We start from the raw sequence: 22618 nt of genomic DNA on the forward strand, positions 1-22618 counted from the left end.
AGTGCGCTACCGGACTGCGCTACGCCCCGACTAGGCGTGAATCTTGTTTCGCTTCTCAGCGGAACGCTCAGGAATATAACGCAAGCTTTTGAAAACTGGAAGTATTTAAAGCAGAATTTTATTTCTTGAGCACCACCAGCACATCTTCAAGCTCAGCGATCATCTGGCGGATCATCTGTTTGTACTGGGTTGTGTCGTCCTTGGCCTCGTCACCGGAGAGGCGCAGGCGTGCGCCACCGATGGTAAACCCCTGGTCATACAGCAGCGCGCGGATCTGCCGGATCATCAGCACGTCCTGGCGCTGATAATACCGGCGGTTTCCGCGGCGCTTGACCGGGTTGAGCTGAGGAAACTCCTGCTCCCAATAGCGCAGCACGTGCGGCTTGACCGCACACAGCTCGCTGACTTCACCAATGGTGAAGTAGCGTTTGCCCGGGATGACGGGTAGCTCGTCGTTATGACTTGGTTCCAGCATAAGCCTCAACTCGGGCCTTCAACTTCTGCCCTGGACGAAAGGTGACCACGCGGCGAGCGGTGATCGGGATTTCTTCACCCGTTTTCGGATTGCGGCCAGGCCGCTGGCGTTTGTCCCGAAGGTCAAAATTGCCGAAACCGGACAATTTGACCTGCTCGTTGTCTTCGAGAGCGTGGCGGATTTCCTCGAAAAACAGTTCCACCAATTCTTTGGCTTCCCGTTTATTCAGGCCCAGCTCTTCATACAGACGTTCCGCCATCTCAGCTTTCGTCAGAGCCCCCATACGTCACTTCCTTAACGTGGCGTTTAACCTGGTTTCTAGCGAGGTGAGGATATTCTGCGTTGCGGTATTCACCTCATCGTCATTAAGAGTGCGCGATGGATGCTGCCAGGTCAAGCCGACTGCAAGACTTTTTCTATGCGGATCAATACCTTTACCCTGATACACGTCAAATAGCCTGAGGTCCGTCAGCCACTCGCCTGCATTTTCACGGATTACGTCCAGTACGGCGCTGGCGGCAACCTCGCGATCAGCCAGCAAGGCAAGGTCACGACGCACTTCAGGAAAGCGCGATAACTCCTGGAATTTCGGCATTTTCCCTTGGGCCACTTCGCTCAGGACCAGCTCGAAAACGAAGACCGGACGATCCAGCCCCAATGCTTTCGCCAGTTCCGGGTGAATCGCACCGACATAACCGACTTCACGCCCGTCTCGTTCGATGCGCGCGGTTTGGCCCGGGTGCAGGGCAGGATGTTTGCCTGGCACGAAGGTGAACGCGTCGAGCGCACCGGCGAAGCCCAGCACTGCCTCCACGTCAGCCTTGACGTCGAAGAAGTCCACACCATCGCGACCTTGCGCCCAACCTTCCGGAAGACGGCTGCCGCAGACGACGCCGGCCAGCATTGGCTCCTGCTTCAGGCCTTCCAGTTGACCGACAAAACGCAGGCCACTTTCGAACAGACGCACGCGATCCTGCTGGCGGTTCAGGTTGTGCTGGAGCACCTTGACCAGCCCTGGCCACAGGGACGAGCGCATGGCCGCCATGTCGTTGGAAATCGGGTTGGCCAGCAGCAACGGCTCGACGCCCGGGTTGAACAGCTCGAACTGACGCGGATCGATGAAGCTATAGGTGATTGCTTCCTGGTAGCCACGAGCCACCAGCAAGCGACGCAGCTCGGGCAGCTCGCTACGGGCTTCGGCCTTGGCTTGCGGGGCCAGGCGAGCTTGCGGGTAGCGAACCGGCAGGCGGTTGTAGCCGTACAGACGGGCCAGTTCTTCGATCAGGTCGACTTCCAGGCTGATATCGAAGCGATGACTTGGCACTTCGACACGCCACTGCCCTGCCCCATCGGCGCTGATGTTCAGGCCCAGGGCGCCCAGCAGGCGTTCGACTTCGGCAGCGTCCATGTCCATGCCGAGCATCTGGGAAATACGTTGGGCACGCAGGGTGATCGGCTTCACCTTGGGCAGATGCTGCTCGTTGACGGTTTCGATGATCGGACCGGCTTCGCCACCGGTGATGTCCAGCAGCAGGCCAGTGGCGCGTTCCATGGCTTCACGGGCCAGTTGCCAGTCCACGCCACGCTCGTAGCGATGCGAAGCGTCGGTGTGCAGGCCGTACGAACGGGCCTTGCCTGCCACGGCGATCTGGTCGAAGAAGGCACTTTCAAGGAACACGTCGCGAGTCGAATCGGAGACACCGCTGTGCTCGCCACCCATCACGCCGGCAATGGCCAGTGCGCGGGAATGATCGGCGATCACCAGCGTATCGCTGCGCAGGGTGACTTCCTGGCCGTCGAGCAGGACCAGCTTCTCGTCCTCTTCGGCCATGCGTACGCGGATACCGCCGTTGATTTCGGCAAGGTCGAACGCGTGCAGCGGCTGACCCAACTCCAGCATGACGTAGTTGGTGATGTCGACGGCGGCATCGATGCTGCGTACGTCGGCGCGACGCAGGCGCTCGACCATCCACAGCGGCGTCGGCTTCGACAGATCGACATTACGGATCACCCGACCCAGGTACCGCGGGCATGCTGCTGGCGCCAACACTTCAACCGACCGTACTTCATCGTGCACGGCCGGGACCGGCGCGACCACAGGACGGCTTACCGGGGCGTCATACAGGGCGCCGACTTCACGGGCCAGACCGGCCAGGGACAGGCAGTCGCCACGGTTCGGTGTCAGGTCGACCTCGATGCTGGCGTCATCCAGGTTCAGGTATTCACGAATGTCCTGACCAACCGGCGCATCAGCCGGAAGCTCCATCAGGCCGTCGTTGCCTTCGCCGATCTGCAGTTCGGCCTGGGAGCACAACATACCGTTGGACTCGACGCCACGCAGCTTGGCTTTCTTGATCTTGAAGTCGCCCGGCAGCTCGGCGCCGATCATGGCGAACGGGATCTTCAGGCCCGGGCGCACGTTTGGCGCGCCGCACACCACCTGGAAGGTTTCCGTGCCATTGCTGACCTGGCAGACCCGCAGTTTATCGGCATCCGGATGCTGCTCGGTGCTCAGCACCTCGCCCACCACCACGCCGCTGAATTCACCCGCGACCGGCGTTACGCTATCGACCTCGAGACCGGCCATCGACAAGCGAGCCACCAGCTCGTCCTGGCTTACCTGCGGGCTTACCCAGCCGCGCAGCCATTGTTCACTGAATTTCATCCTGTTCTCCTAAAAAGTTCGTGACGGCTAGCGAAATTGCGCAAGGAACCGCAAGTCGTTGTCGAAGAACAGGCGCAAGTCATTCACACCGTAACGCAGCATCGCCAGGCGCTCGACGCCCATGCCGAAGGCAAAGCCCGAGAACTCTTCCGGATCGATCCCGGACATGCGCAGCACGTTCGGATGAACCATGCCGCAGCCCATGACTTCCAGCCAGCCGGTCTGCTTGCAGACGCGGCAGCCCTTGCCACTGCACATCACGCATTCCATGTCGACTTCCGCCGAAGGCTCGGTGAACGGGAAGTACGAAGGACGGAAACGCACCGCCAGCTCTTTCTCGAAGAACACCCGCAGGAACTCTTCGATGGTGCCTTTCAGGTCGGCGAAATTGATGTCGCGATCCACCAGCAGGCCCTCGACCTGGTGGAACATCGGCGAGTGAGTGATATCCGAGTCGCTACGGTACACACGGCCAGGGCAGACAATGCGTATCGGCGGCCGCTTCGACTCCATGGTGCGGACCTGTACCGGCGAGGTATGGGTGCGCAACAGCATGTTGGCGTTGAAATAGAAGGTGTCGTGCATCGACCGGGCCGGGTGATGGCCAGGGATGTTGAGCGCCTCGAAGTTGTGATAGTCGTCTTCGACCTCAGGGCCCTCGGCGATGCCGTAGCCAATGTGGGTGAAGAATTGCTCGATGCGTTCCAGGGTCCGGGTAACCGGATGCAGGCCGCCGGAAGTCTGGCCACGGCCAGGCAGGGTCACGTCAATGGACTCGGCGGCGAGCTTGGCGGCCAGATCCGCCTCCTCGAACAACGCCTTGCGCGCATTAAGGACCTCTGTGACACGCTCCTTGGCAACGTTGATCAGCGCACCGACCTGCGGACGCTCTTCGGCCGGCAGGTTCCCCAGGGTCTTCATCACCTGAGTCAACTCGCCCTTCTTGCCAAGGTAGTGAACCCGGATTTGCTCCAGGGCATTGATATCTTCAGCGCTTTGCACAGCCTCTAGTGCTTGAGAGACCAGCGCATCCAGGTTTTCCATGTACAGACTCCAGATACAAAATAGGGGAAGAGCTTTAAGGCTCTTCCCCTATTTAAGACGTTTGGCACCAGAGCCCACAGAGGTGGACCCAGGTGACTGTCGGGGGTACTTAAGCCAGGATGGCTTTAGCTTTCTCGACAATCGCAGCAAACGCCGCTTTTTCGTTCACTGCCAGATCAGCCAGAACCTTACGGTCGATCTCGATCGACGCTTTTTTCAGGCCAGCGATCAGACGGCTGTAGGACAGACCGTTGGTACGCGCACCAGCGTTGATACGAGCGATCCACAGAGCGCGGAACTGACGTTTTTTCTGACGACGGTCACGGTAGGCGTATTGGCCTGCCTTGATTACGGCTTGCTTGGCAACACGGAATACGCGGGAACGCGCACCGTAGTAGCCTTTAGCAAGTTTCATAATTTTCTTGTGACGCTTACGGGCAATGACGCCACGCTTTACACGAGCCATGAGTTACTTCCTCTATTCTTGATCCAAAAATTAACGAAGGCGCAGCATGCGCTCGACTTTTGCCACGTCAGACGGATGCAGCAAGCTGCTACCGCGCAGTTGACGCTTACGCTTGGTCGACATTTTGGTCAGGATGTGGCTCTTGAAAGCGTGCTTGTGCTTGATGCCGTTAGCAGTTTTCAGAAACCGCTTGGCAGCACCACTTTTGGTTTTCATCTTTGGCATGTTCGGATACTCCGCATTCAGTTGATAAACATAATCGCAAGGCCTGCCGTGCCCTGGTGATTACTTCTTCTTTTTCGGGGCGATGACCATGATCAGCTGGCGTCCTTCCATCTTAGGATGCTGTTCGACCGAACCGTACTCGAGCAGGTCTTGTTCAACCCGCTTGAGGAGTTCCATCCCCAGCTCCTGGTGGGCCATCTCACGGCCGCGGAATCGCAAGGATACCTTGGCCCTGTCCCCGTCACTCAGGAAACGTACCAGGTTGCGCAGTTTTACCTGGTAATCCCCTTCCTCCGTCCCTGGACGAAACTTGATTTCTTTTACCTGAATCTGCTTCTGGTTTTTCTTCGCCGCGGCAATCTGCTTCTTCTTCTCGAAGATCGACTTGCCGTAGTCCATCACCCGGCAAACCGGAGGGACTGCATCTGCGGAAATTTCTACCAGATCAAGCTTGGCTTCTTCAGCAATTCGAAGCGCTTCATCAATCGAGACGATGCCAATCTGCTCGCCGTCAGCGCCAATTAACCGAACCTCGCGTGCCGAGATATTCTCGTTGATCGGGGCTTTCGGTGCAGCTCGTTTATCTTGTCTCATATCACGCTTAATAATAATTACTCCGAATCTGGGCGACCACGCCGGGAAACCGCTTGCGCGAGAAACTCGGCGAATTGGGCGACAGGCATCGAGCCCAGGTCAGCACCTTCACGAGTACGCACAGCGACAGTCTGCATCTCGACTTCCCGATCTCCAATAACCAGAAGATAGGGAACCTTGAGCAAGGTATGCTCGCGGATTTTAAAGCCGATCTTTTCATTTCTCAAGTCGGACTTGGCACGAAATCCGCTTTGGTTGAGAGTTTTTTCGACTTCAGCCGCAAAATCTGCCTGTTTATCAGTGATATTCATGATCACTGCCTGGGTCGGCGCCAGCCATGCGGGGAACGCGCCCTCGTAATGCTCGATCAGAATTCCGACGAAACGCTCGAAGGAACCGAGGATCGCACGGTGAAGCATGACCGGGTGCTTGCGGCTGTTGTCTTCGGACACGTATTCGGCGCCCAGACGGATCGGCAAGTTGAAATCGAGCTGCAAGGTACCACACTGCCAGACCCGACCGAGACAATCCTTCAACGAGAACTCGATCTTCGGACCGTAGAAAGCCCCTTCGCCTGGCTGCAAGTCGTACGCAAGGCCCGCGCTGTCAAGGGCAGCGGCCAACGCAGCTTCGGCGCGATCCCACAGCTCGTCGGAGCCGACGCGTTTTTCCGGACGAGTGGACAGCTTCATCTCGACCTCGGTGAAGCCAAAGTCGCGATAGACGTCCATGGTCAGCTTGATGAACGCGGCGGATTCGGCCTGCATCTGCTCTTCGGTGCAGAAGATATGCGCGTCATCCTGGGTGAACGCACGCACGCGCATGATGCCATGCAAGGCCCCCGACGGCTCGTTACGATGGCATGCACCGAACTCGGCCAGGCGCATTGGCAGCTCGCGGTAGCTTTTCAAGCCCTGGTTGAACACCTGCACGTGGCAAGGGCAGTTCATGGGCTTGATGGCGTAGTCGCGGTTTTCCGACTGGGTGGTGAACATGTTGTCGGCGTAGTTGGCCCAGTGCCCGGATTTCTCCCACAGGCTGCGGTCCACCACTTGCGGTGTCTTGATTTCCAGGTAGCCGTTTTCACGCTGGACCTGACGCATGTACTGCTCGAGCACCTGGTACATCGTCCAGCCGTTCGGGTGCCAGAACACCATGCCCGGCGACTCTTCCTGGGTGTGGAACAGGCCCAGGCGCTTGCCGATCTTGCGGTGATCGCGCTTCTCGGCTTCTTCGATGCGCTGGATGTAAGCCGCCAGTTGCTTCTTGTCAGCCCAGGCGGTGCCGTAGACCCGCTGAAGCTGCTCGTTCTTCGCATCGCCACGCCAGTAGGCGCCGGACAGCTTGGTCAGCTTGAAGGACTTCAGGAAGCGGGTGTTCGGCACGTGCGGACCGCGGCACATGTCGACGTATTCTTCGTGGTAATACAGGCCCATGGCCTGCTCGTCCGGCATGTCTTCCACCAGACGCAGCTTGTAATCTTCGCCACGGGCCTTGAAAACTTCGATGACTTCGGCGCGCGGGGTCACTTTCTTGATGACGTCGTAGTCTTTATCGATCAACTGCTGCATGCGCTGCTCGATGGCAGCCATGTCGTCCGGCGTGAAAGGACGCTCGAAGGCGATATCGTAATAGAAGCCTTCATCGATGACCGGCCCGATGACCATTTTCGCGCTCGGGTACAACTGTTTGACCGCGTGGCCGACCAGGTGCGCGCAAGAGTGGCGAATGATTTCCAGCCCCTCTTCGTCCTTGGGCGTGATGATTTGCAGCGTAGCATCGCCGTCGATGACATCGCTGGCGTCAACCAGCTTGCCGTTGACCTTGCCAGCCAGGGTGGCTTTCGCCAGGCCTGCGCCGATGGATGCGGCGACCTCGGCAACGGAGACCGGATGATCGAATGAGCGTTGACTGCCGTCGGGAAGAGTAATAGTTGGCATGGCGCCTCCTCTCCTAGTGGTGACCCCTACCAAAGGTCACGTGGGTTGGGATGAGCCAGTACAAGATCCAGTCCAGGCCATTCAACGATGAACGCCTGCCTTACAGCGGCAGGAGCCTTTCGGCCAACCGGGAAACCGAACCAGAGTGACTGGGATTCAAATCAGGGTTATTCGAACATTTGCCGCCACCGGAAGCTGCTGCCATCCGGCGCCTGAAAATACCCGAGCCCGGCATGCTAGCACAGATGAACGGTCGCCGCCGCGCCGGATTGCGGCGGGCGTAAATTCGGCGATTTTATGCCAGAGTGCTGAACTGAAGCGCTCAAAAACGCCTCAGATGACACGTTATCGACCGTAAAAGGAGCATCCCAGCATGCGTCTGAATACTTTATTCGCAGTAGTCGCCCCCCTCGCCCTTCTGCTTCCGTTGACCGCCCATGCCGACTGGCCCAAGGGCGAGCGTGAGAAATACATGGCCCAGTGCACCCAGGCCGCAACGCCACAGATCGGCGCGGCGGCAGCCAAATCCCACTGCGCCTGTGGCGCCGACGCTATCAAATCCTATCCGGCGAGAGACATCCAGGCACTGATGGACAACAAGGCGACTCCGGAACTGCAACAGAAAGCCCTTGGCCAGATCGCAAAATGCAAGGCCAATACGCCGGCAAAAAAATGACTGAACGAGTCCTTTGAAGCGTCCCGGCGACGTTAAAAAAGCTGGAAAACTCCCTTTTTCCGACGTTTTTTTCAGGTTTTACAGCTTTTTTTGTCGTCTTTACTTTCGGCTGAAAGCCTTTAAAACCGGGGCCTCCAGTCAATTCAAGGGAGAGTGAAAACGCGACTGATTGGCAAACCGTACGTCCGGGGGGCTCCCAAACCGAACATTTCGACTATGATACTCCGGTGTGCCCAGTTGGCCTGAGCAGCACAGCACTACTGAAAATATATGTTTCTTGGAGATACACCATGTCTAATCGCCAAACCGGCACCGTTAAATGGTTCAACGATGAAAAAGGCTTCGGCTTCATCACTCCTCAAGGTGGCGGTGACGACCTGTTCGTACACTTCAAAGCTATCGAAGCTGACGGTTTCAAAAGCCTGAAAGAAGGCCAGTCCGTTTCCTTCGTGGCTGAGAAAGGCCAAAAGGGTATGCAAGCTGCACAGGTTCGCCCAGAGTAATTTCTCGGCGCGCTAAAAAAACCCCGTCCATGTGACGGGGTTTTTTATGGACAGTCGAAACCTGCAGCTCAGCCGCAATTCACCCGATTGACCACCAGGTTGGCGTCGGTATTGAGATTCAGCCGATCAGAGCGGTACTCGAGCGTTACCATGTCGTTGGGCTTGAGGATCCGGGCAATCTGCGCGCCGGAACGGGTGCGAGCCTGTTCCAGCAACTGCGGCGAGGCCTGTTTGCCAATGGCGAACTCGGCAGCCTTCGCTTCGCAGCGCCCATCCCCCGCCTCGCTTGCCACTGGTCCTGAGGTAGTTTCAGCGGTGCTGCTGCAACCACTCAACGATACGACAGCCAGTACAATGCACAATGAAGCGAGCTTCCAAGGCATGAAGCCTCCTTTTTTATGTTGAAGAGAGAGCGTGCGACAACCCAAACGAAACTTGGTTTCGCACGAGGAAGTTATCAGCATGCCTTCATCCGGGAACCGCAGTTTGCCTGAGCCGAAGGCCGCTGTTCAGAGATCAATCGTGACTGAATATGAACGAGTTCGGTCACGTCAATAGAGTCCAAGGGTGCCTGGGGCAAGTGTGGCACAGCCCTTTCCTGATGCCTAAGTCGCAGTGCAAAACCCGGCGTAAAAATGGTTAACTCAGTCTACCTGTCTCCCACCTCGCGGGCCCCATCATGAGCATCGTCAGCATCGAAGCCACCATCAATGCCAAATGGCTGGAGGGCCACAGCTCCTATAGCCCCGGCAGCCCCGAGGAACTGGCAATCATCGGCATCGAGTTATTGGTACGGGAACTGGGGACAGAGGTCGCCCGGAACTTCATCCAGCAGGCATTCGAGCGCTATCCGAGTCTTGTCGACAAGGTAGATTGAAGCGACGCAACGAATTGTAGGAGCCGGACTTGCTCGCGATAGCGGAGGCCCCGCCAGCATCATCGTTGACTGATGCTCTACCATCGCGAGCAAGCTCGATCCCCACATTGAATTATTTGAGGCGTGCCAGGCGCTCGGTCAGCAGGTCGAAGAAGCCCTGGGCATCGCCGTTTTCCACCCAGAATGCATTCTTGGGTGCCTTCAAGCCGTCATACCAGTCGACGATGGTCTGCCCGAACGTCGGGCCTTCGCGACTGTCCACCACCACATTGACAGAGCGGCCGGTAAATAACTGCGGCTTGAGCAGGTAGGCAATCACCGTAGCGTCATGCACCGGCCCGCCTGTCATGCCATAGTGCTCCATGTCGCCCTTGACGTACTCATTGAGAATATCGCCCACCAGCTTGCTGGCATTGTTGTTCACAGCCGCGATCTGCTTGAGGCGCGCTTCGCTGGTGAGGATCTTGTGGGTGACGTCCAGCGGCAGGTAAGTCAGCTTCACACCGCTTTTGGCCACTACCTCGGCCGCTTGCGGATCGGCGAACAGGTTGAATTCGGCCACCGGTGTGATGTTGCCGCCGTTGAAGTGCGCGCCGCCCATGATCACCACTTCCTTGATGCCCTGGACGATGTCCGGCTCCTGGATCAGCGCCAGGGCCAGGTTGGTCTGCGGGCCCAGCATGGCGATGGTAATGCTGTGGGGCTTGGCGGCCTTGAGGGTATCGATCAGGTAGTTGACCGCATTGCCCTTGGCCAGCCCTTTCTTCGGCTCATGCACGGTGACACCCGACAGGCCTTCCTTGCCATGGATGTTTTCCGCATAGATGGGCGTGCGCATCATTGGCTTGGGCGCACCGGCGTAAACCGGCACGTCCTCGCGCCCTGCCCACTCCCGGGCCAGGCGAGCGTTGCGGGAGGTCTTGTCCAGGCGCACATTGCCCGCCACGGTGGTCAGGGCGCGGATGTTCAGCTCATCGGGGGACGCCAGGGCGAACAACAGGGCAACCACATCATCGGCCCCCGGATCGGTGTCGATGATCAGATCGATCTTTTCCGCCGCCTGGGCGCTCGTAGCAGTGATCAGTGACAACAGCAGCAGACTCCGAAGCAGTTGATGCATTTTTTGAGCATAGCGGTGCATGGCGCACTCCTTGTGCAGGGTTGACAGGTTAGAAGGTGACTCCAGCAATGAGCACAATGTTGCAGTACGGAGAACATTCTCCTGTGCGAATGATCGCCCGAGCCTGTCGGCTGAGGACTTTGAATTGTTCATGGCTGACCAACTCCCGCGCCCCCAGCGCATGCCGGGCATGAAGCGTCTCAAGGCTCGTCAGGGCCGACGGCTGTTTATCGAATATCTCCTCGGCCAGCACATGACTTTCCACCTGCATTTCACTGAGCACCGCGTTGAGCGTGCTGACGAAATCAGGGATGCCAGGGGTCAGGGCCAGGTCGATCAGTTCGACCTGTGGCGGTACGGGCAGGCCGGCATCGCCAATGACCACCTTGTCGCCATGACCAAGGGAAGCGATCAGTCGCGACAGGGCGATATTCAACAACGGAGTCTTCTTCATGATTTGAACGCCTGTACTTCAAGCAACGTGGGAATGGACGGCTGCGCCCCGACACGGGTGACCGACAACGCGGCAGCCACCTGACCGAAACGAATTGCCTCGACCTCGCTTTTTCCATTGGCCAGGGCCGCGGCAAACCCACCGACGAAGGTGTCCCCTGCCGCCGTGGTATCCACGGCCTTGACTCTGGGCGCCGGGAAATGCTCGAAGCTCGATCCGTTGGCGAACATCAACCCTTGGCTGCCCAACGTCACGATCACCTTGCCAGCGCCCGCGGCCATCAACTGTGCGGCAGCCGCTTCGGCGCTTTCCAGGGAGTCGACCGCCAGCCCGCTCAGCATCGCAGCTTCGCTTTCGTTGGGGATCAGGTAGTCGACGCTGGCGTACCAATCGGTCGGCAAGGCATGGGAAGCCGGCGCCGGATTCAGTATGACGGTTTTGCCCAGCTCGCGACCGCGCTTGAGCGCATGGCCGACGGTGGCATCCGGTACTTCGAGCTGGCAGATGATGACATCGGCGCTCTGCAGCACCTCGTCGACTCCGTCCAGGACATCAGGGGTGAGCACGCCATTGGCACCGGCCACGATAACGATCGCATTCTGGCTGTTGTCATCGACCACGATCAGGGCCACGCCGCTGGAGCCTTCCACGACGCTGACGGCCCGGCAATCGATGCCTTCGGCGAGCAGCGCGCCTCGCAACTGTTGACCATAGGCATCATTGCCCACGCACCCGACCATGGACACCTGCGCCCCGAGGCGTGCGACGGCCACGGCCTGGTTGGCTCCCTTGCCGCCCGGGATGGTGGAAAACGACTCACCGATCAGCGTTTCGCCGCCCCGGGGCAGGCGCGGTGCGCGAGTCACCAGGTCCATGTTCAGGCTGCCTATTACCACTACTTTTGCAGACATACGTCACTACTCATTCCATTCGGTTCAGCGGTATTGGGCGAAGGTACCGGACAGCGGCGCAGTCGACTCTCGCAGGACAATGCTCGGCGTGACGATCCGCTGGTCGGTGGCCAGCGTGGGCGTGGCGATCCGCCGCAACAACACCTCGGCCGCCATTTCACCAAGCTGCAGGATCGACTGCCCCACGGTGGTCAACGCCGGATAGACATACCGACTCATCTGGATATCGTCGAAGCCGATCACCGACAGCTCGCCGGGTACCCGCACATTGCGTTCGGCGGCGGCCCGCAGTACGCCGATGCCGATCATATCGTTGGCCGCGAAGATCGCACTGGGTGGCTGATGCTCAAGCAGCGTGGCCGCGGCACGATAGCCACCGGTGCTGGTGAAATCGCTTTCGAGCATGCGCTCCACCGGCAGCTCGACACCCGCCTCCTCCAGCGCCCGGCAGTAACCGGCCAGACGCATCTGGGCCACGCTGGTGTCTGCAGGACCACCGATAAACGCAATGTCCCGATGCCCCAGCTCCAACAGGTGCCGGGTCGCCAGGTACGCGCCGTATTCGTGATCGATGCGCACCAGGTCCGCATCGACGCCGTCCAGGCCACGGTCGACGATGACCATCGGCGTACGCACGCCGGCCAACCCCTCGACCAGGCCGACGTCACCGCCGGCGGAAGCGACGATCAATCCATCGATGCGTTTTTCCAGCAGCACTCGCAGGTAGCTGCGCTGCTTGTCCGGGTTGTCGTCGGAGTTGCACAGGATCACGCAATAACCATTGCGTTCACAATAATCCTCGATTCCCCGGGCCAACTCGGCGAAGTACGGGTTGAGGCTGTTGGGCACCAACAGACCGATGGTGGCCGTGGTCTTGGCCTTGAGCGAGCGGGCCACGGCGCTGGGCACATAGTCGAGGCGTTCGATGGCTGCCTCGACCTTGCGCCGCACCTCTTCGCTGACCGGCCGGGTCTTGTTCACGACATGGGACACAGTGGTGTAGGAAATCCCCGCGAGCGCCGCGACATCTTTGATCGTCGCCATGGATCAGGTCCGCCGGCTGGCGCGCTGGCTGCGATAGGTATCCAGCACCACCGCAATCACGATCACCGCGCCAGTAATGATCCGCTTGGTCGGCTCGGTGGCGCCGATCTGCGCCAGGCCGGCGGCCAGCACGGAGATGATCAGCACGCCGAAGAACGTACTGATGACCGAACCGCGTCCGCCCATCAGGCTGGTGCCACCGATCACCACGGCGGCAATGACCTGCAATTCAAGGCCGGAGCCGGCGTTCGGATCGGCTGCTTCCAGGCGGGAAATCTGGAACAGCGCCGCCACACCGGCCAGCAACCCCATCAGGCTGAACACCAGAATCTTGTAGGGTCTCGGATTGATCCCCGCCAGGCGCACCGCTTCCTCATTGGTGCCGATGCCGATCAGGTAACGACCGAACACAGTGCGGGTCAGCACGGCCTGGGCAATGAAGATCACCAACAAGGCAATGATGAACGATGGTGAAATACCGAAGGCAATCGGATTGGACAACCAGGCGAAGGAGTCGCCGATGTAGGCCGTCCGGGAACCGGTCATCTGGTAGGCCAGGCCCCGGGCCATTTCCAGCACGCCCAGTGAGACGATGAACGATGGAATCCGCCAAGCCACGGTAATCGAACCCGTCACGCTCCCCGCCAGTGCCGCCACGGCCATGCCCAGCAATGCCGATGGCCAGACGCTCCAGCCCCAACCAAGCACCGCCACGCTTACCGTCGACGCCGCCAGCGCCAGCACTGAGCCCACCGACAGGTCGATGCCGCCGATGATCAGGATGAACGTCATGCCGACCGCCAGCACCATGAGGTCCGGAATCTGGTTCGCCAGGGTGCTGAAGGTGTCGTAGGAAAGGAAATGGCTGCTCAGGACCGAGAACAGCGCGATCATGGCCAGCAGCGCGCCAGCCAAGCCCAGGTAGGTGCCGAGCCCGAAGAAGTGTCCACTCGGTTTACCGACGGCAGATGCGGTTTTCATGAAAATTCCCTAGGCGCTGCTTCGTTGAGCAACGCATCACGTTTTTGATAGCCGGCGAATGCGGCAGCAAGCAAGTCATCCTGGGTCCAACTGTCGCGCTCGAATGTGTCGATCAGGCGCCCGGCGGACAACACACCGATCCGGTCACAGATCAGCATCAATTCCCGCAGATCGCTGGAGACCACCACCAGCGCCTTGCCTTGGCGGGTCAGCTCGCCAAGCAGCGCATAGATGTCGAACTTGGCGCCCACGTCGATGCCACGGGTCGGCTCATCGAACAGCAACACCGAACAATCGCGTTCGAGCCAGCGCCCGATCACGACCTTCTGCTGATTGCCGCCCGAAAGCTCGGACACCAACTGCGTCGGGCTGGAGCTACGAATTCGCATGGCGTCGATTTGTCGACGGGCCAGCGCATGTTCCTCTTTGCCATTGACGATGCCGGCACTGGAAATCTCAGGCATGTTGCCCAAGGCAATGTTGGCCGCGATCGACTGGGTCAGCAGCAGGCCTTCGCCCTTGCGGTCCTCGGTGATCAGCGCAATGCCATTGGCCACTGCATCGGCGGGTGAACGGATGTGAACAACCTTGGCCGGCGACCCCAGCGCCACGGTGCCGCTGTCGGGCGTATCGGCGCCGAAGATCAAGCGCATCAGCTCGGTGCGCCCTGCCCCGATCAGTCCGGAGATACCGAATATCTCGCCAGCGCGCACTTCGAAGGAAACGTCGCGAACCTTGTCGGAACGGGTCAGGCCCTTGACCGTCAACGCCGGCGCGCCGATCTGGCGCGGGCCCAGGTCGATGTGCTCGCCCAGCTCCCGGCCGACCATCAACGTCACCAGCTGGTCGCTGTTGTAGTTGGCCATCGGCTCGACGCAGACCAGATTGCCGTCGCGCAGTACCGCAATGCGCTGGGCCACCCGTGCCAGTTCTTCGAGGCGATGGGAAATGTAGATGATCGACACGCCCCGAGCCTGCAAGCGGGTGATCTGTTCGAAAAGCATCTCGACTTCACGAGCCGTCAGCATGGCGGTCGGCTCATCGAGGATCAGCACATGGCAATCGCCGATCAGGTTGCGGGCGATCTCGACCATCTGCTGGTGACCGATGCCCAGCTCGCCCACCAACGTGTCGGGATCAATCGCATCGAGCCCCACCTGGGCCATGGCTTCGATCGCCGCCTTGCGCAGTTGCTTGCGGTCGATCCAGCCGCAGCGGTTGGGCAGGTTGTCGAGAAACAGGTTCTCGGCCACGGACAGGGTCGGCAACAGGTTGAGTTCCTGCATCACCATGCGCACGCCAAGCTCTTCGGCCTGGGTACGGCTACCGGGGCGATAATCCTGCCCTTGGAACTGCATCTGCCCGGTGGTGGGCGTCACCAGCCCACCGATGATCTTGGACAGGGTGCTCTTACCGGCGCCATTCTCACCGGTCAGCGCCAACACTTCGCCGCGCATCAGCGTCAGGTCGATGCCGGCCAGCACCGGCTGGGCATAAGTCTTGCCGATACCGCTGACGGAAAGGACAGCGTTCGGGTCGAAAACGGACATAAAAAACTCTCCATGCGCCCGCCCGGATGGGCGAGCGCCGTTGTGTCGCCAGGATTACTGCTTGGTCACCAGCTCGACTGGAGTTTCGATAACGCCGTTGTCGCCGATCTCGACTTTTTCCTTCTTGAGGATTTTCAAGGCAGTCTCGATGCCGAAGACTGCCTGCCTGGCCGCAAACTGGTCGGCGGTCGCCAGGACGCGGCCGTCCTTGAGCATCGGCTTGATGGCATTGATGTTGTCGTAGCCGACGACCTGCACTTTGCCTGCCTTGCCGGCTGCCCGTACCGCCGACACCGCTCCGACCGCCATGCTGTCGTTGCCGGCCAGCAGCGCCTTGATGTTCGGGTATTCGCTGAGCATCGACGCGGCAACCTGGTTGCCCTTGTTGATTTCCCAGTCACCGGACTGCAGAGATACCACCTTGATCTGCGCCGCCTCCATGGCATCCTTGAAACCGGCTGTACGGGCCTGGGCGTTGGTGGTGGTGGATACGCCTTCGATGATGCCGACTTCGTCACCGGCCTTGAGCTGCTTGGCCAGGTATTCACCTACCAGTCGCGCACCCTTGCGGTTGTCGGGACCTACGAACGGTACGTTGATGTTCTTGCTCTTGACCACGGCCGGATCGAGCTGGTTGTCGATGTTGACCACGGTGATGCCGGCATCGACGGCCTTCTTGATCACCGGCACCATGGCCTTGGAGTCGGCTGGCGCAATGATGAGGGCGTCGACCTTGGAGACGATCATCTGCTCGACGATACGGATCTGGTTGGCGGTGTCGGTTTCATCCTTGATTCCGTTGGAGATCAGGTCGAAATCGGCGGAGTGTTCCTTCTGATAGGCCTTGGCACCGTCTTCCATGGTCAGGAAGAACTCATTGGCCAGGGATTTCATCACCAGGGCGACCTTGGGTTTTTCGGCAGCCTGGGCGAGTGTCGAGGAGAAAGGCAGCGCAGCGGACGTGGCTGCGAGCATGGCGACAGCGAGAAAGCGTCCAGCAAAGGGCAGCTTCATGGATTCACTCCGATCTTATGATTATTGTGAGCAAAAGCATCGCGCGAAGGTCGCGCAAACGTTTGCGTGAAGTGAACTATGGTAATGCTTCGATGATTTGTCAACGTCCCAAATCACGGACTACCGCTCTTTTACACGGGTCGACAAAAAAGATCTTTTTTCCTACACCAAATTTGAAAAAGCGCTGTCAGACGATTTTCTTGAATTTTAAGCAGTTGCGTAAATGCCTACGGTTAAATACTGTATGCACGTACAGCTTAATAAGGATAATCCTGTGGCTACGCCTTCCGCTGCAACTACCCCCTTAGATTCCTATACGCGACTCGGCCTGCGGGTCTCGAAAATCATCAATTCCCCCATCGCCCAAAATGCCAAGGCAGCGCTGATCTTTCGTCTTCCCGACGAACCCGTGGAGGAATGGGAGCGCCTGCTGGAAGAAATCGACGAGAACGACAACGTCACCCTCGCCTATCGCGACGACGGTGGCGTGCAGGTTTTCTGGGTTGTGCCAAAGGAAGATTGAGCCTGATGATCGTTCGCTGTCTTGCATTACTGCTTGTATTCATCGCCACAGGTGCCCAGGCCGCCGCCCCTCGCACCTTCAACGAAGCCAAGAAAATCGCCTGGAAACTCTACGCTCCGCAATCCACGGAGTTTTATTGCGGCTGCAAGTACACCGGCAATCGCGTGAATCTGTCGGCTTGCGGCTACGTACCTCGCAAGAATGCCAGTCGCGCCGCCCGGATCGAGTGGGAGCATATCGTTCCAGCGTGGCAGATCGGTCATCAACGCCAATGCTGGCAACAAGGCGGTCGCAAGAACTGCACCCGTTATGACCCGGTCTATCAGCGCGCCGAGGCCGACCTTCACAACCTGGTGCCCAGCATCGGGGAAGTGAACGGTGATCGGAGCAATTTCAGCTTCGGCTGGCTGCCTGTGCAGAAGGGCCAGTACGGCTCATGCCTGACCCAGGTGGACTTCCAGGCCAAGAAAGTCATGCCCCGCCCATCCATCCGAGGGATGATCGCCCGAACGTATTTCTACATGAGCAAACAATACGGCCTGCGCCTTTCGAAGCAGGACCGCCGCCTGTTCGAAGCCTGGGACAAGACCTACCCGGTAGAGAACTGGGAACGCCAGCGAAACCAGAGCGTGGCCTGTGTCATGGGGCGTGGCAACGAGTTCGTGGGACCGGTGGATCTGAAAGCCTGCGGCTGACCTCGCATTTGTGAACAGCACAAATCAACTGTGGGAGCGAGCCCGCTCGCTTCCACAGGCTTTGCCCTACCGATCATTGAGCCGTTGGAAAATCCACCACCTGCGTCTCGATGTTGCGCTTTTTTGCACGGACCAGGGCGGCGGTAATTTTTTCCTGCCCGGCTTCGGCGTCGGCCTTGGAGCTGAAAGGTCCCACCAGGACCCGGTCCTTGCCACCCTCTTTGATCACAGTGGACATGAAGCTGTGCTCGATGAGCCAGCCAGTCAGGTCGCTGACAGCCTGCGGCGTCTCACCTCGAACCTCCACACCCCACTGTGGCGCGGTGGCTGCTGCCGGTACGGAGGCCGCGGGCGGCTTTGGCTTCGGCGCTTGCGCGTCACGTCCCTCACCGCATCCTGCCAGCATCAATACCGCAATAACCCAAGCCAATTTGCGCACAACGTTTCCTCTGGAAGACATGAGGCGCGGATTTTAGCACCCGTGCGCACCAAGAACCCCGCAAACAGCACTCAAAACACGAGAATCCTGCCCGGCGTCTCTGTATAGTCGCACCCTGGGAATTAATGCAGCGTCTGCACGTCAGAAAGAGGCACCCAAATTGTGACACTTAGCACTAATCTATAAGCAGTACCGACATCTGCACTGTCAATCAGGTGCCCTATAAAGCAATCAAGGAGAACACCATGCTGATACTCACCCGCAAAGTCGGTGAAAGCATAAACATTGGTGACGACATCACGATCACCATTCTGGGCGTTAGCGGCCAACAGGTCCGGATCGGCATCAATGCCCCGAAAAACGTTGCGGTGCATCGCGAAGAGATTTACCAGCGCATTCAGGCTGGCCTGACCGCCCCTGACAAGCCGCAAACTCCCTGAGCCTTGCAGCAGTCCGCAGCCAGCCCGTTTGCATCGCCGCAGTGGCTGGCTAAAGATTCACGCCCCCTGCTCCACCCCGCTTCTGATTTCCGTCCCGCCCCCTGAAAACCGATATTAATGCCATGACTCGTCGCATGGCTGTCGGACATTTCGTTTTAATGGCGACGAAGCGGGTGTTCGTGCCGGTCAGCTCCAGCTCAGCCCACGGGCCATGCCTGTGGCAGCGATCACCATCAACATCAATAACAAGGCTTCGATGTGGCTGATCCGGGCGAACCGGCCGGCTTTGGAAGGATCGATCGCAACCCCTTTGCCCAGTGCCATTCGCCATTTGATCAACGTGATCATGGGCGCGAGCTCAAGCAACAGGATCAGCAGGAACAAGGTCATCTTGAGATGAAACAGAGGCTGGTGCAGGTAATAGTCCGAGCCTTTTTCGTACCCGCCGAAAGCCCGCATCCCACCAGTCACCAGCAGGACCAGGGCCGACAGGCCCCACACATTATCGGCGATCAACACCCCGCGAACCGCATCCACACCGCCCGCCAACCGCCGCAAGGCCGAGCCCCGCGCCAGCACCGCCCAAAAACCGAGGGCAAAGGCCAGGAGATGAATTGCTGCCAGAGACCAATGAGCCAACATGGAAGATACCTGCCAGAGAGAACGTCGAATCGACCTGACAGTACTAGCTCATAAAAGAAGGATCGGTAGGATTGGAGTGTAAAAAACTGTGGGAGCGGGCTTGCCCGCTCCCACAGGGTGTTGTGCGTTGCTGGATCAGTCAGCCAAACGCCATGTCGTCCCGCCCTTGCCGTCTTCCAGCACCACGCCCATGGCGGTGAGCTGGTCGCGGATGCGGTCGGACTCGGCCCAGTCCTTGTTGGCGCGAGCTGTCAACCGCGCCTGGATCAGCGCTTCGACCTCGGCGGCGTCCACGCGACCTTCGGCACCGGCCTGAAGAAACTCATCCGCCTCGAGCTGCAATACTCCGAGCACTCCGGCCAGTTCCTTCAGGCGCGCCGCCAGGCCCGCCGCTGCATTGAGATCGCTCTCGCGCAGGCGGTTGATTTCGCGCACCATCTCGAACAGCACCGCGCATGCCTCAGGCGTGCCGAAGTCGTCGTTCATCACTTCGGTGAAGCGCGCCACGAACGCTTCGCCACCGGCGGCCGGTACAGTCGGTAACCCTTTCAACGCATGGTAGAAGCGCTCCAGGGCACCCTTGGCGTCCTTGAGGTTGTCTTCCGAATAGTTGATCGCGCTGCGATAGTGGCTCGACACCAACAGATAACGCACCACCTCGGGATGATATTTATCCAGCACGTCGCGGATGGTGAAGAAGTTGTTCAAGGACTTGGACATCTTCTCGCCGTTGATCCGGATCATGCCGCAATGCATCCACGCATTGGCGTAGGTCTTGCCGGTGGCGGCTTCGCTCTGGGCGATTTCGTTTTCGTGGTGCGGGAATTCCAGGTCGCTACCGCCACCATGAATGTCGAAGGTCTCGCCCAGGCAGCAGGTGGACATCACCGAGCATTCGATGTGCCAGCCCGGACGGCCCTTGCCCCACGGCGAATCCCAGCTCGGCTCGCCCGGCTTGGCGGCTTTCCACAGGACGAAATCCAGCGGGTCCTGCTTCGATTCGCCGACCTCGATGCGCGCACCGATGCGCAGGTCTTCGATCTTCTTGCGCGACAGCTTGCCGTACCCCATGAACTTGCCGACGCGGTAATAAACATCGCCATTGCCTGGCGCGTAGGCATAGCCCTTGTCGATCAGGGTCTGAATCATCGCATGCATGCCGGGGATATGGTCGGTGGCCCGTGGCTCCATGTCCGGCTTGAGGATATTGAGGCGCGCCTCGTCCTCGTGCATCGCCGCGATCATGCGCTCGGTCAGGGCCTCGAACGACTCGCCGTTCTCGTTGGCGCGGTTGATGATCTTGTCGTCGATGTCGGTGATGTTGCGCACGTAGGTCAGGTCATAACCACTGAAACGCAACCAGCGGGTCACCAGGTCGAAGGCGACCATGCTGCGGCCATGACCCAGGTGGCAGTAGTCGTACACGGTCATGCCGCAGACGTACATGCGTACCTTGTTGCCATCCAGCGGCTTGAAGACTTCTTTGCTCTTGGTGAGCGTGTTGTAGATCGTAAGCACAGGGTTTCCCTTAAGACTTGATCACTGACCCCAGGAATCACGCAAGGTCACGGTACGGTTGAACACCGGAGCACCGGGTTTCGAGTCCTTGATATCCGCGCAGAAGTAGCCTTCGCGTTCGAACTGGAAACGGTCTTCCGGTTGTGCGTTGCCCAGCGAGGGTTCGGCACGACAACCAGTGAGCACTTGCAGGGAGTCAGGGTTGATGTTGTCCAGGAAGCTGGCGCTGTCTTCGGCCTTCTCCGGGTTCGGCGAACGGAACAGGCGATCGTACAGGCGCACTTCGCACTCGACGCTGGCGGCGGCCGGCACCCAGTGGATCACGCCCTTGACCTTGCGACCTTCCGGGTTCTTGCCCAAAGTGTCGGGGTCGTACGAGCAACGCAGCTCGACGATGTTGCCATCGGCGTCCTTGATGGCTTCGTCGGCGCGGATCACGTAACTGCCGCGCAGGCGCACTTCACCGGCAGGCTCCAGGCGCTTGTAGCCTTTGGGCGGCTCTTCCATGAAGTCGTCGCGGTCGATGTAGATTTCCCGGGCGAATGGCAGGACGCGCACGCCCATGTCTTCCTTCGGGTGACGCGGCAGCTCAAGGTTCTCGACCTGCCCTTCCGGGTAGTTGGTAATGACCACTTTCAGCGGACGCAGCACGCACATGGCACGCGGGGCGCTCTGGTCGAGGTCGTCCCGGATGCTGAACTCCAGCATGCCGAAGTCCACCACGCCGTCGGAACGGTTGGTGCCGACCATCTCGCAGAAGTTGCGGATCGACTTAGGCGTGTAGCCACGGCGGCGGAAGCCCGACAGGGTCGACATACGCGGGTCGTCCCAGCCATTGACGTGCTTCTCGTCCACCAGCTGCTTAAGCTTGCGCTTGCTGGTGATGGTGTAGTTCAGGTTCAGGCGGCTGAATTCGTACTGGCGCGGCCTGGCCGGTACCGGCAGGTGCTCCAGGAACCACTCATACAACGGACGGTGGCTTTCGAATTCCAGGGTGCAGATCGAGTGGGTGATGCCCTCGATGGCGTCCGACTGGCCGTGGGTGAAGTCATAGTTGGGGTAGATGCACCACTTGTCACCGGTCTGGTGGTGATGGGCGTGACGGATGCGGTACATGATCGGGTCGCGCAGGTTCATGTTCGGCGAGGCCATGTCGATCTTGGCCCGCAGCACCCGTGCGCCGTCCGGGAACTCACCGGCACGCATGCGGGCGAACAGGTCCAGGTTTTCCTCGACGCTGCGGTCACGGAACGGGCTGTTGCGACCTGGCTCGGTCAGGCTGCCGCGGTATTCCTTGGCTTGCTCGGGGGTCAGGTCGCAGACGTAGGCCTTGCCCGCCTTGATCAGTTCCACCGCCCAGTCGTGCAACTGGTCGAAATACTGCGAGGCGTAGCGCACCTCACCGGACCACTGGAAACCCAGCCACTTGACGTCGCTTTCGATCGCGTCGATGTATTCCTGGTCTTCCTTGGCCGGGTTGGTGTCGTCGAAACGCAGGTGCGTGACGCCGCCGAACTCCTCGGCCAGGCCGAAGTTCACACAGATCGACTTGGCATGGCCGATGTGCAGGTAGCCGTTGGGCTCTGGCGGGAAGCGAGTGACGATCTGCGTGTGCTTACCCGAATCCAGGTCCGCCTGGATGATCGGGCGCAGGAAGTTGACCGGCACGGCCGGGCCGGTCTTGGAATTCGAGGTAGGGTCGACAGTGGGCTTGCTCATAGGATCCTTGAACAGACAAGTGCGCGGCCGGGTGCGGCCTGATAAATCAAAACCCGTATCATAGCCGATGCTGTCAAGCACCTGACAGGCCAGGTCCGGCAAA

At 59.4% G+C, this 22618-nt stretch carries 26 protein-coding genes; 6 read left to right on the plus strand and 20 right to left on the minus strand.

Annotation, left to right across the window (positions count from 1 at the left end; all coding sequences use genetic code 11):
• Window positions 1-118: 118 nt before the first annotated feature.
• The 8 genes from LCU97_RS00005 to thrS form a co-directional block, all read right to left on the minus strand.
• Window positions 119-475: a MerR family transcriptional regulator gene (locus tag LCU97_RS00005; RefSeq protein ID WP_003179985.1), complete on the minus strand. Its 357-nt coding sequence runs from the start codon at window positions 473-475 to the stop codon at window positions 119-121.
• Window positions 456-758, minus strand: a complete 303-nt coding sequence (gene ihfA / locus LCU97_RS00010; protein WP_002553164.1) for an integration host factor subunit alpha — start codon at window positions 756-758, stop codon at window positions 456-458. Before ihfA ends, LCU97_RS00005 begins: the two co-directional genes overlap by 20 nt.
• A 3-nt stretch (window positions 759-761) precedes the next feature.
• The gene (gene pheT / locus LCU97_RS00015; RefSeq protein ID WP_232775254.1) at window positions 762-3140 is read right to left on the minus strand and encodes a phenylalanine--tRNA ligase subunit beta; all 2379 of its coding nucleotides are present in this window, start codon (window positions 3138-3140) and stop codon (window positions 762-764) included.
• Window positions 3141-3167: 27 nt separating this feature from the next.
• Window positions 3168-4184, minus strand: coding sequence for a phenylalanine--tRNA ligase subunit alpha (gene pheS / locus LCU97_RS00020; RefSeq protein WP_053158261.1), 1017 nt, complete (start codon window positions 4182-4184; stop codon window positions 3168-3170).
• A 109-nt stretch (window positions 4185-4293) separates the two neighbouring features.
• Window positions 4294-4650, minus strand: coding sequence for a 50S ribosomal protein L20 (gene rplT / locus LCU97_RS00025; protein ID WP_053158263.1), 357 nt, complete (start codon window positions 4648-4650; stop codon window positions 4294-4296).
• A gap of 30 nt (window positions 4651-4680) precedes the next feature.
• Window positions 4681-4875: a 50S ribosomal protein L35 gene (gene rpmI, locus LCU97_RS00030; RefSeq protein WP_002553160.1), complete on the minus strand. Its 195-nt coding sequence runs from the start codon at window positions 4873-4875 to the stop codon at window positions 4681-4683.
• A gap of 60 nt (window positions 4876-4935) precedes the next feature.
• Entirely contained in the window at window positions 4936-5487 is a 552-nt protein-coding gene (gene infC, locus LCU97_RS00035; protein ID WP_172679675.1) for a translation initiation factor IF-3, read from the minus strand.
• The gene (gene thrS / locus LCU97_RS00040; RefSeq protein ID WP_053158265.1) at window positions 5487-7409 is read right to left on the minus strand and encodes a threonine--tRNA ligase; all 1923 of its coding nucleotides are present in this window, start codon (window positions 7407-7409) and stop codon (window positions 5487-5489) included. The genes infC and thrS overlap by 1 nt, the downstream gene beginning before the upstream one ends.
• A 373-nt stretch (window positions 7410-7782) precedes the next feature.
• On the opposite strand from thrS, the gene LCU97_RS00045 reads away from it, so the two are divergent.
• Window positions 7783-8085, plus strand: coding sequence for a hypothetical protein (locus tag LCU97_RS00045; RefSeq protein ID WP_053158268.1), 303 nt, complete (start codon window positions 7783-7785; stop codon window positions 8083-8085).
• A 290-nt stretch (window positions 8086-8375) separates the two neighbouring features.
• A complete protein-coding gene (locus LCU97_RS00050; RefSeq protein ID WP_053158271.1) occupies window positions 8376-8588 on the plus strand; it encodes a cold-shock protein in 213 nt (70 codons plus the stop codon).
• 68 nt (window positions 8589-8656) lie between these two features.
• Here the strand turns inward: LCU97_RS00050 and LCU97_RS00055 are convergent, their stop codons facing one another.
• Window positions 8657-8971 carry an I78 family peptidase inhibitor gene (locus tag LCU97_RS00055; RefSeq protein ID WP_053158274.1) on the minus strand — a complete coding sequence of 105 codons (315 nt, stop codon included), beginning with the start codon at window positions 8969-8971 and terminating at the stop codon, window positions 8657-8659.
• Window positions 8972-9267: 296 nt separating this feature from the next.
• Here LCU97_RS00055 and LCU97_RS00060 point away from each other — a divergent pair, with 296 nt between their 5' ends.
• Window positions 9268-9465 carry a hypothetical protein gene (locus LCU97_RS00060; protein WP_053158277.1) on the plus strand — a complete coding sequence of 66 codons (198 nt, stop codon included), beginning with the start codon at window positions 9268-9270 and terminating at the stop codon, window positions 9463-9465.
• A 112-nt stretch (window positions 9466-9577) separates the two neighbouring features.
• Here LCU97_RS00060 and LCU97_RS00065 read toward each other — a convergent pair whose 3' ends face one another.
• From LCU97_RS00065 to LCU97_RS00095, 7 genes are read right to left on the minus strand one after another with little or no spacing between them, the layout of a single operon-like run.
• The gene (locus LCU97_RS00065; protein WP_053158279.1) at window positions 9578-10606 is read right to left on the minus strand and encodes a nucleoside hydrolase; all 1029 of its coding nucleotides are present in this window, start codon (window positions 10604-10606) and stop codon (window positions 9578-9580) included.
• 28 nt (window positions 10607-10634) lie between these two features.
• Window positions 10635-11039: a D-ribose pyranase gene (gene rbsD, locus LCU97_RS00070; RefSeq protein ID WP_232775255.1), complete on the minus strand. Its 405-nt coding sequence runs from the start codon at window positions 11037-11039 to the stop codon at window positions 10635-10637.
• Complete coding sequence (gene rbsK / locus LCU97_RS00075; RefSeq protein WP_053158285.1) at window positions 11036-11950, minus strand: ribokinase; 915 nt, start codon at window positions 11948-11950, stop codon at window positions 11036-11038. The genes rbsD and rbsK overlap by 4 nt, the downstream gene beginning before the upstream one ends.
• A gap of 24 nt (window positions 11951-11974) precedes the next feature.
• On the minus strand, window positions 11975-12994 hold the full coding sequence (locus tag LCU97_RS00080) for a LacI family DNA-binding transcriptional regulator (RefSeq protein ID WP_053158288.1): 1020 nt from the start codon (window positions 12992-12994) through the stop codon (window positions 11975-11977).
• A gap of 3 nt (window positions 12995-12997) precedes the next feature.
• Entirely contained in the window at window positions 12998-13975 is a 978-nt protein-coding gene (locus tag LCU97_RS00085) for an ABC transporter permease (RefSeq protein WP_232775256.1), read from the minus strand.
• Window positions 13972-15525, minus strand: coding sequence for a sugar ABC transporter ATP-binding protein (locus LCU97_RS00090; RefSeq protein ID WP_053158293.1), 1554 nt, complete (start codon window positions 15523-15525; stop codon window positions 13972-13974). The genes LCU97_RS00085 and LCU97_RS00090 overlap by 4 nt, the downstream gene beginning before the upstream one ends.
• A gap of 54 nt (window positions 15526-15579) precedes the next feature.
• Window positions 15580-16539 carry a sugar ABC transporter substrate-binding protein gene (locus tag LCU97_RS00095; protein ID WP_053158296.1) on the minus strand — a complete coding sequence of 320 codons (960 nt, stop codon included), beginning with the start codon at window positions 16537-16539 and terminating at the stop codon, window positions 15580-15582.
• A gap of 223 nt (window positions 16540-16762) precedes the next feature.
• Here LCU97_RS00095 and LCU97_RS00100 point away from each other — a divergent pair, with 223 nt between their 5' ends.
• Together LCU97_RS00100 and LCU97_RS00105 are read left to right on the plus strand one after the other, a co-directional pair.
• Window positions 16763-17062 carry a DUF1654 domain-containing protein gene (locus tag LCU97_RS00100; RefSeq protein ID WP_232775257.1) on the plus strand — a complete coding sequence of 100 codons (300 nt, stop codon included), beginning with the start codon at window positions 16763-16765 and terminating at the stop codon, window positions 17060-17062.
• Window positions 17063-17067: 5 nt separating this feature from the next.
• A complete protein-coding gene (locus LCU97_RS00105; RefSeq protein ID WP_053158302.1) occupies window positions 17068-17757 on the plus strand; it encodes an endonuclease in 690 nt (229 codons plus the stop codon).
• Between the two features lie 73 nt (window positions 17758-17830).
• Here LCU97_RS00105 and LCU97_RS00110 read toward each other — a convergent pair whose 3' ends face one another.
• Window positions 17831-18196: an SPOR domain-containing protein gene (locus tag LCU97_RS00110; protein ID WP_232775258.1), complete on the minus strand. Its 366-nt coding sequence runs from the start codon at window positions 18194-18196 to the stop codon at window positions 17831-17833.
• Between the two features lie 245 nt (window positions 18197-18441).
• On the opposite strand from LCU97_RS00110, the gene csrA reads away from it, so the two are divergent.
• Window positions 18442-18636, plus strand: a complete 195-nt coding sequence (csrA, locus tag LCU97_RS00115; protein ID WP_003179932.1) for a carbon storage regulator CsrA — start codon at window positions 18442-18444, stop codon at window positions 18634-18636.
• Between the two features lie 186 nt (window positions 18637-18822).
• Here the strand turns inward: csrA and LCU97_RS00120 are convergent, their stop codons facing one another.
• From LCU97_RS00120 to LCU97_RS00130, 3 genes are all read right to left on the minus strand, one after another.
• Window positions 18823-19278, minus strand: coding sequence for a DUF2214 family protein (locus LCU97_RS00120; RefSeq protein WP_053158307.1), 456 nt, complete (start codon window positions 19276-19278; stop codon window positions 18823-18825).
• Between the two features lie 135 nt (window positions 19279-19413).
• Window positions 19414-20796, minus strand: coding sequence for a cysteine--tRNA ligase (cysS, locus tag LCU97_RS00125; protein WP_232775259.1), 1383 nt, complete (start codon window positions 20794-20796; stop codon window positions 19414-19416).
• 21 nt (window positions 20797-20817) lie between these two features.
• The gene (locus LCU97_RS00130; RefSeq protein WP_053158313.1) at window positions 20818-22515 is read right to left on the minus strand and encodes a glutamine--tRNA ligase/YqeY domain fusion protein; all 1698 of its coding nucleotides are present in this window, start codon (window positions 22513-22515) and stop codon (window positions 20818-20820) included.
• Window positions 22516-22618: the final 103 nt, after the last annotated feature.

Origin of the sequence: Pseudomonas uvaldensis, assembly GCF_021271205.1 — a bacterium.
GTDB classification, from domain to species: Bacteria; Pseudomonadota; Gammaproteobacteria; order Pseudomonadales; family Pseudomonadaceae; genus Aquipseudomonas; species Aquipseudomonas uvaldensis.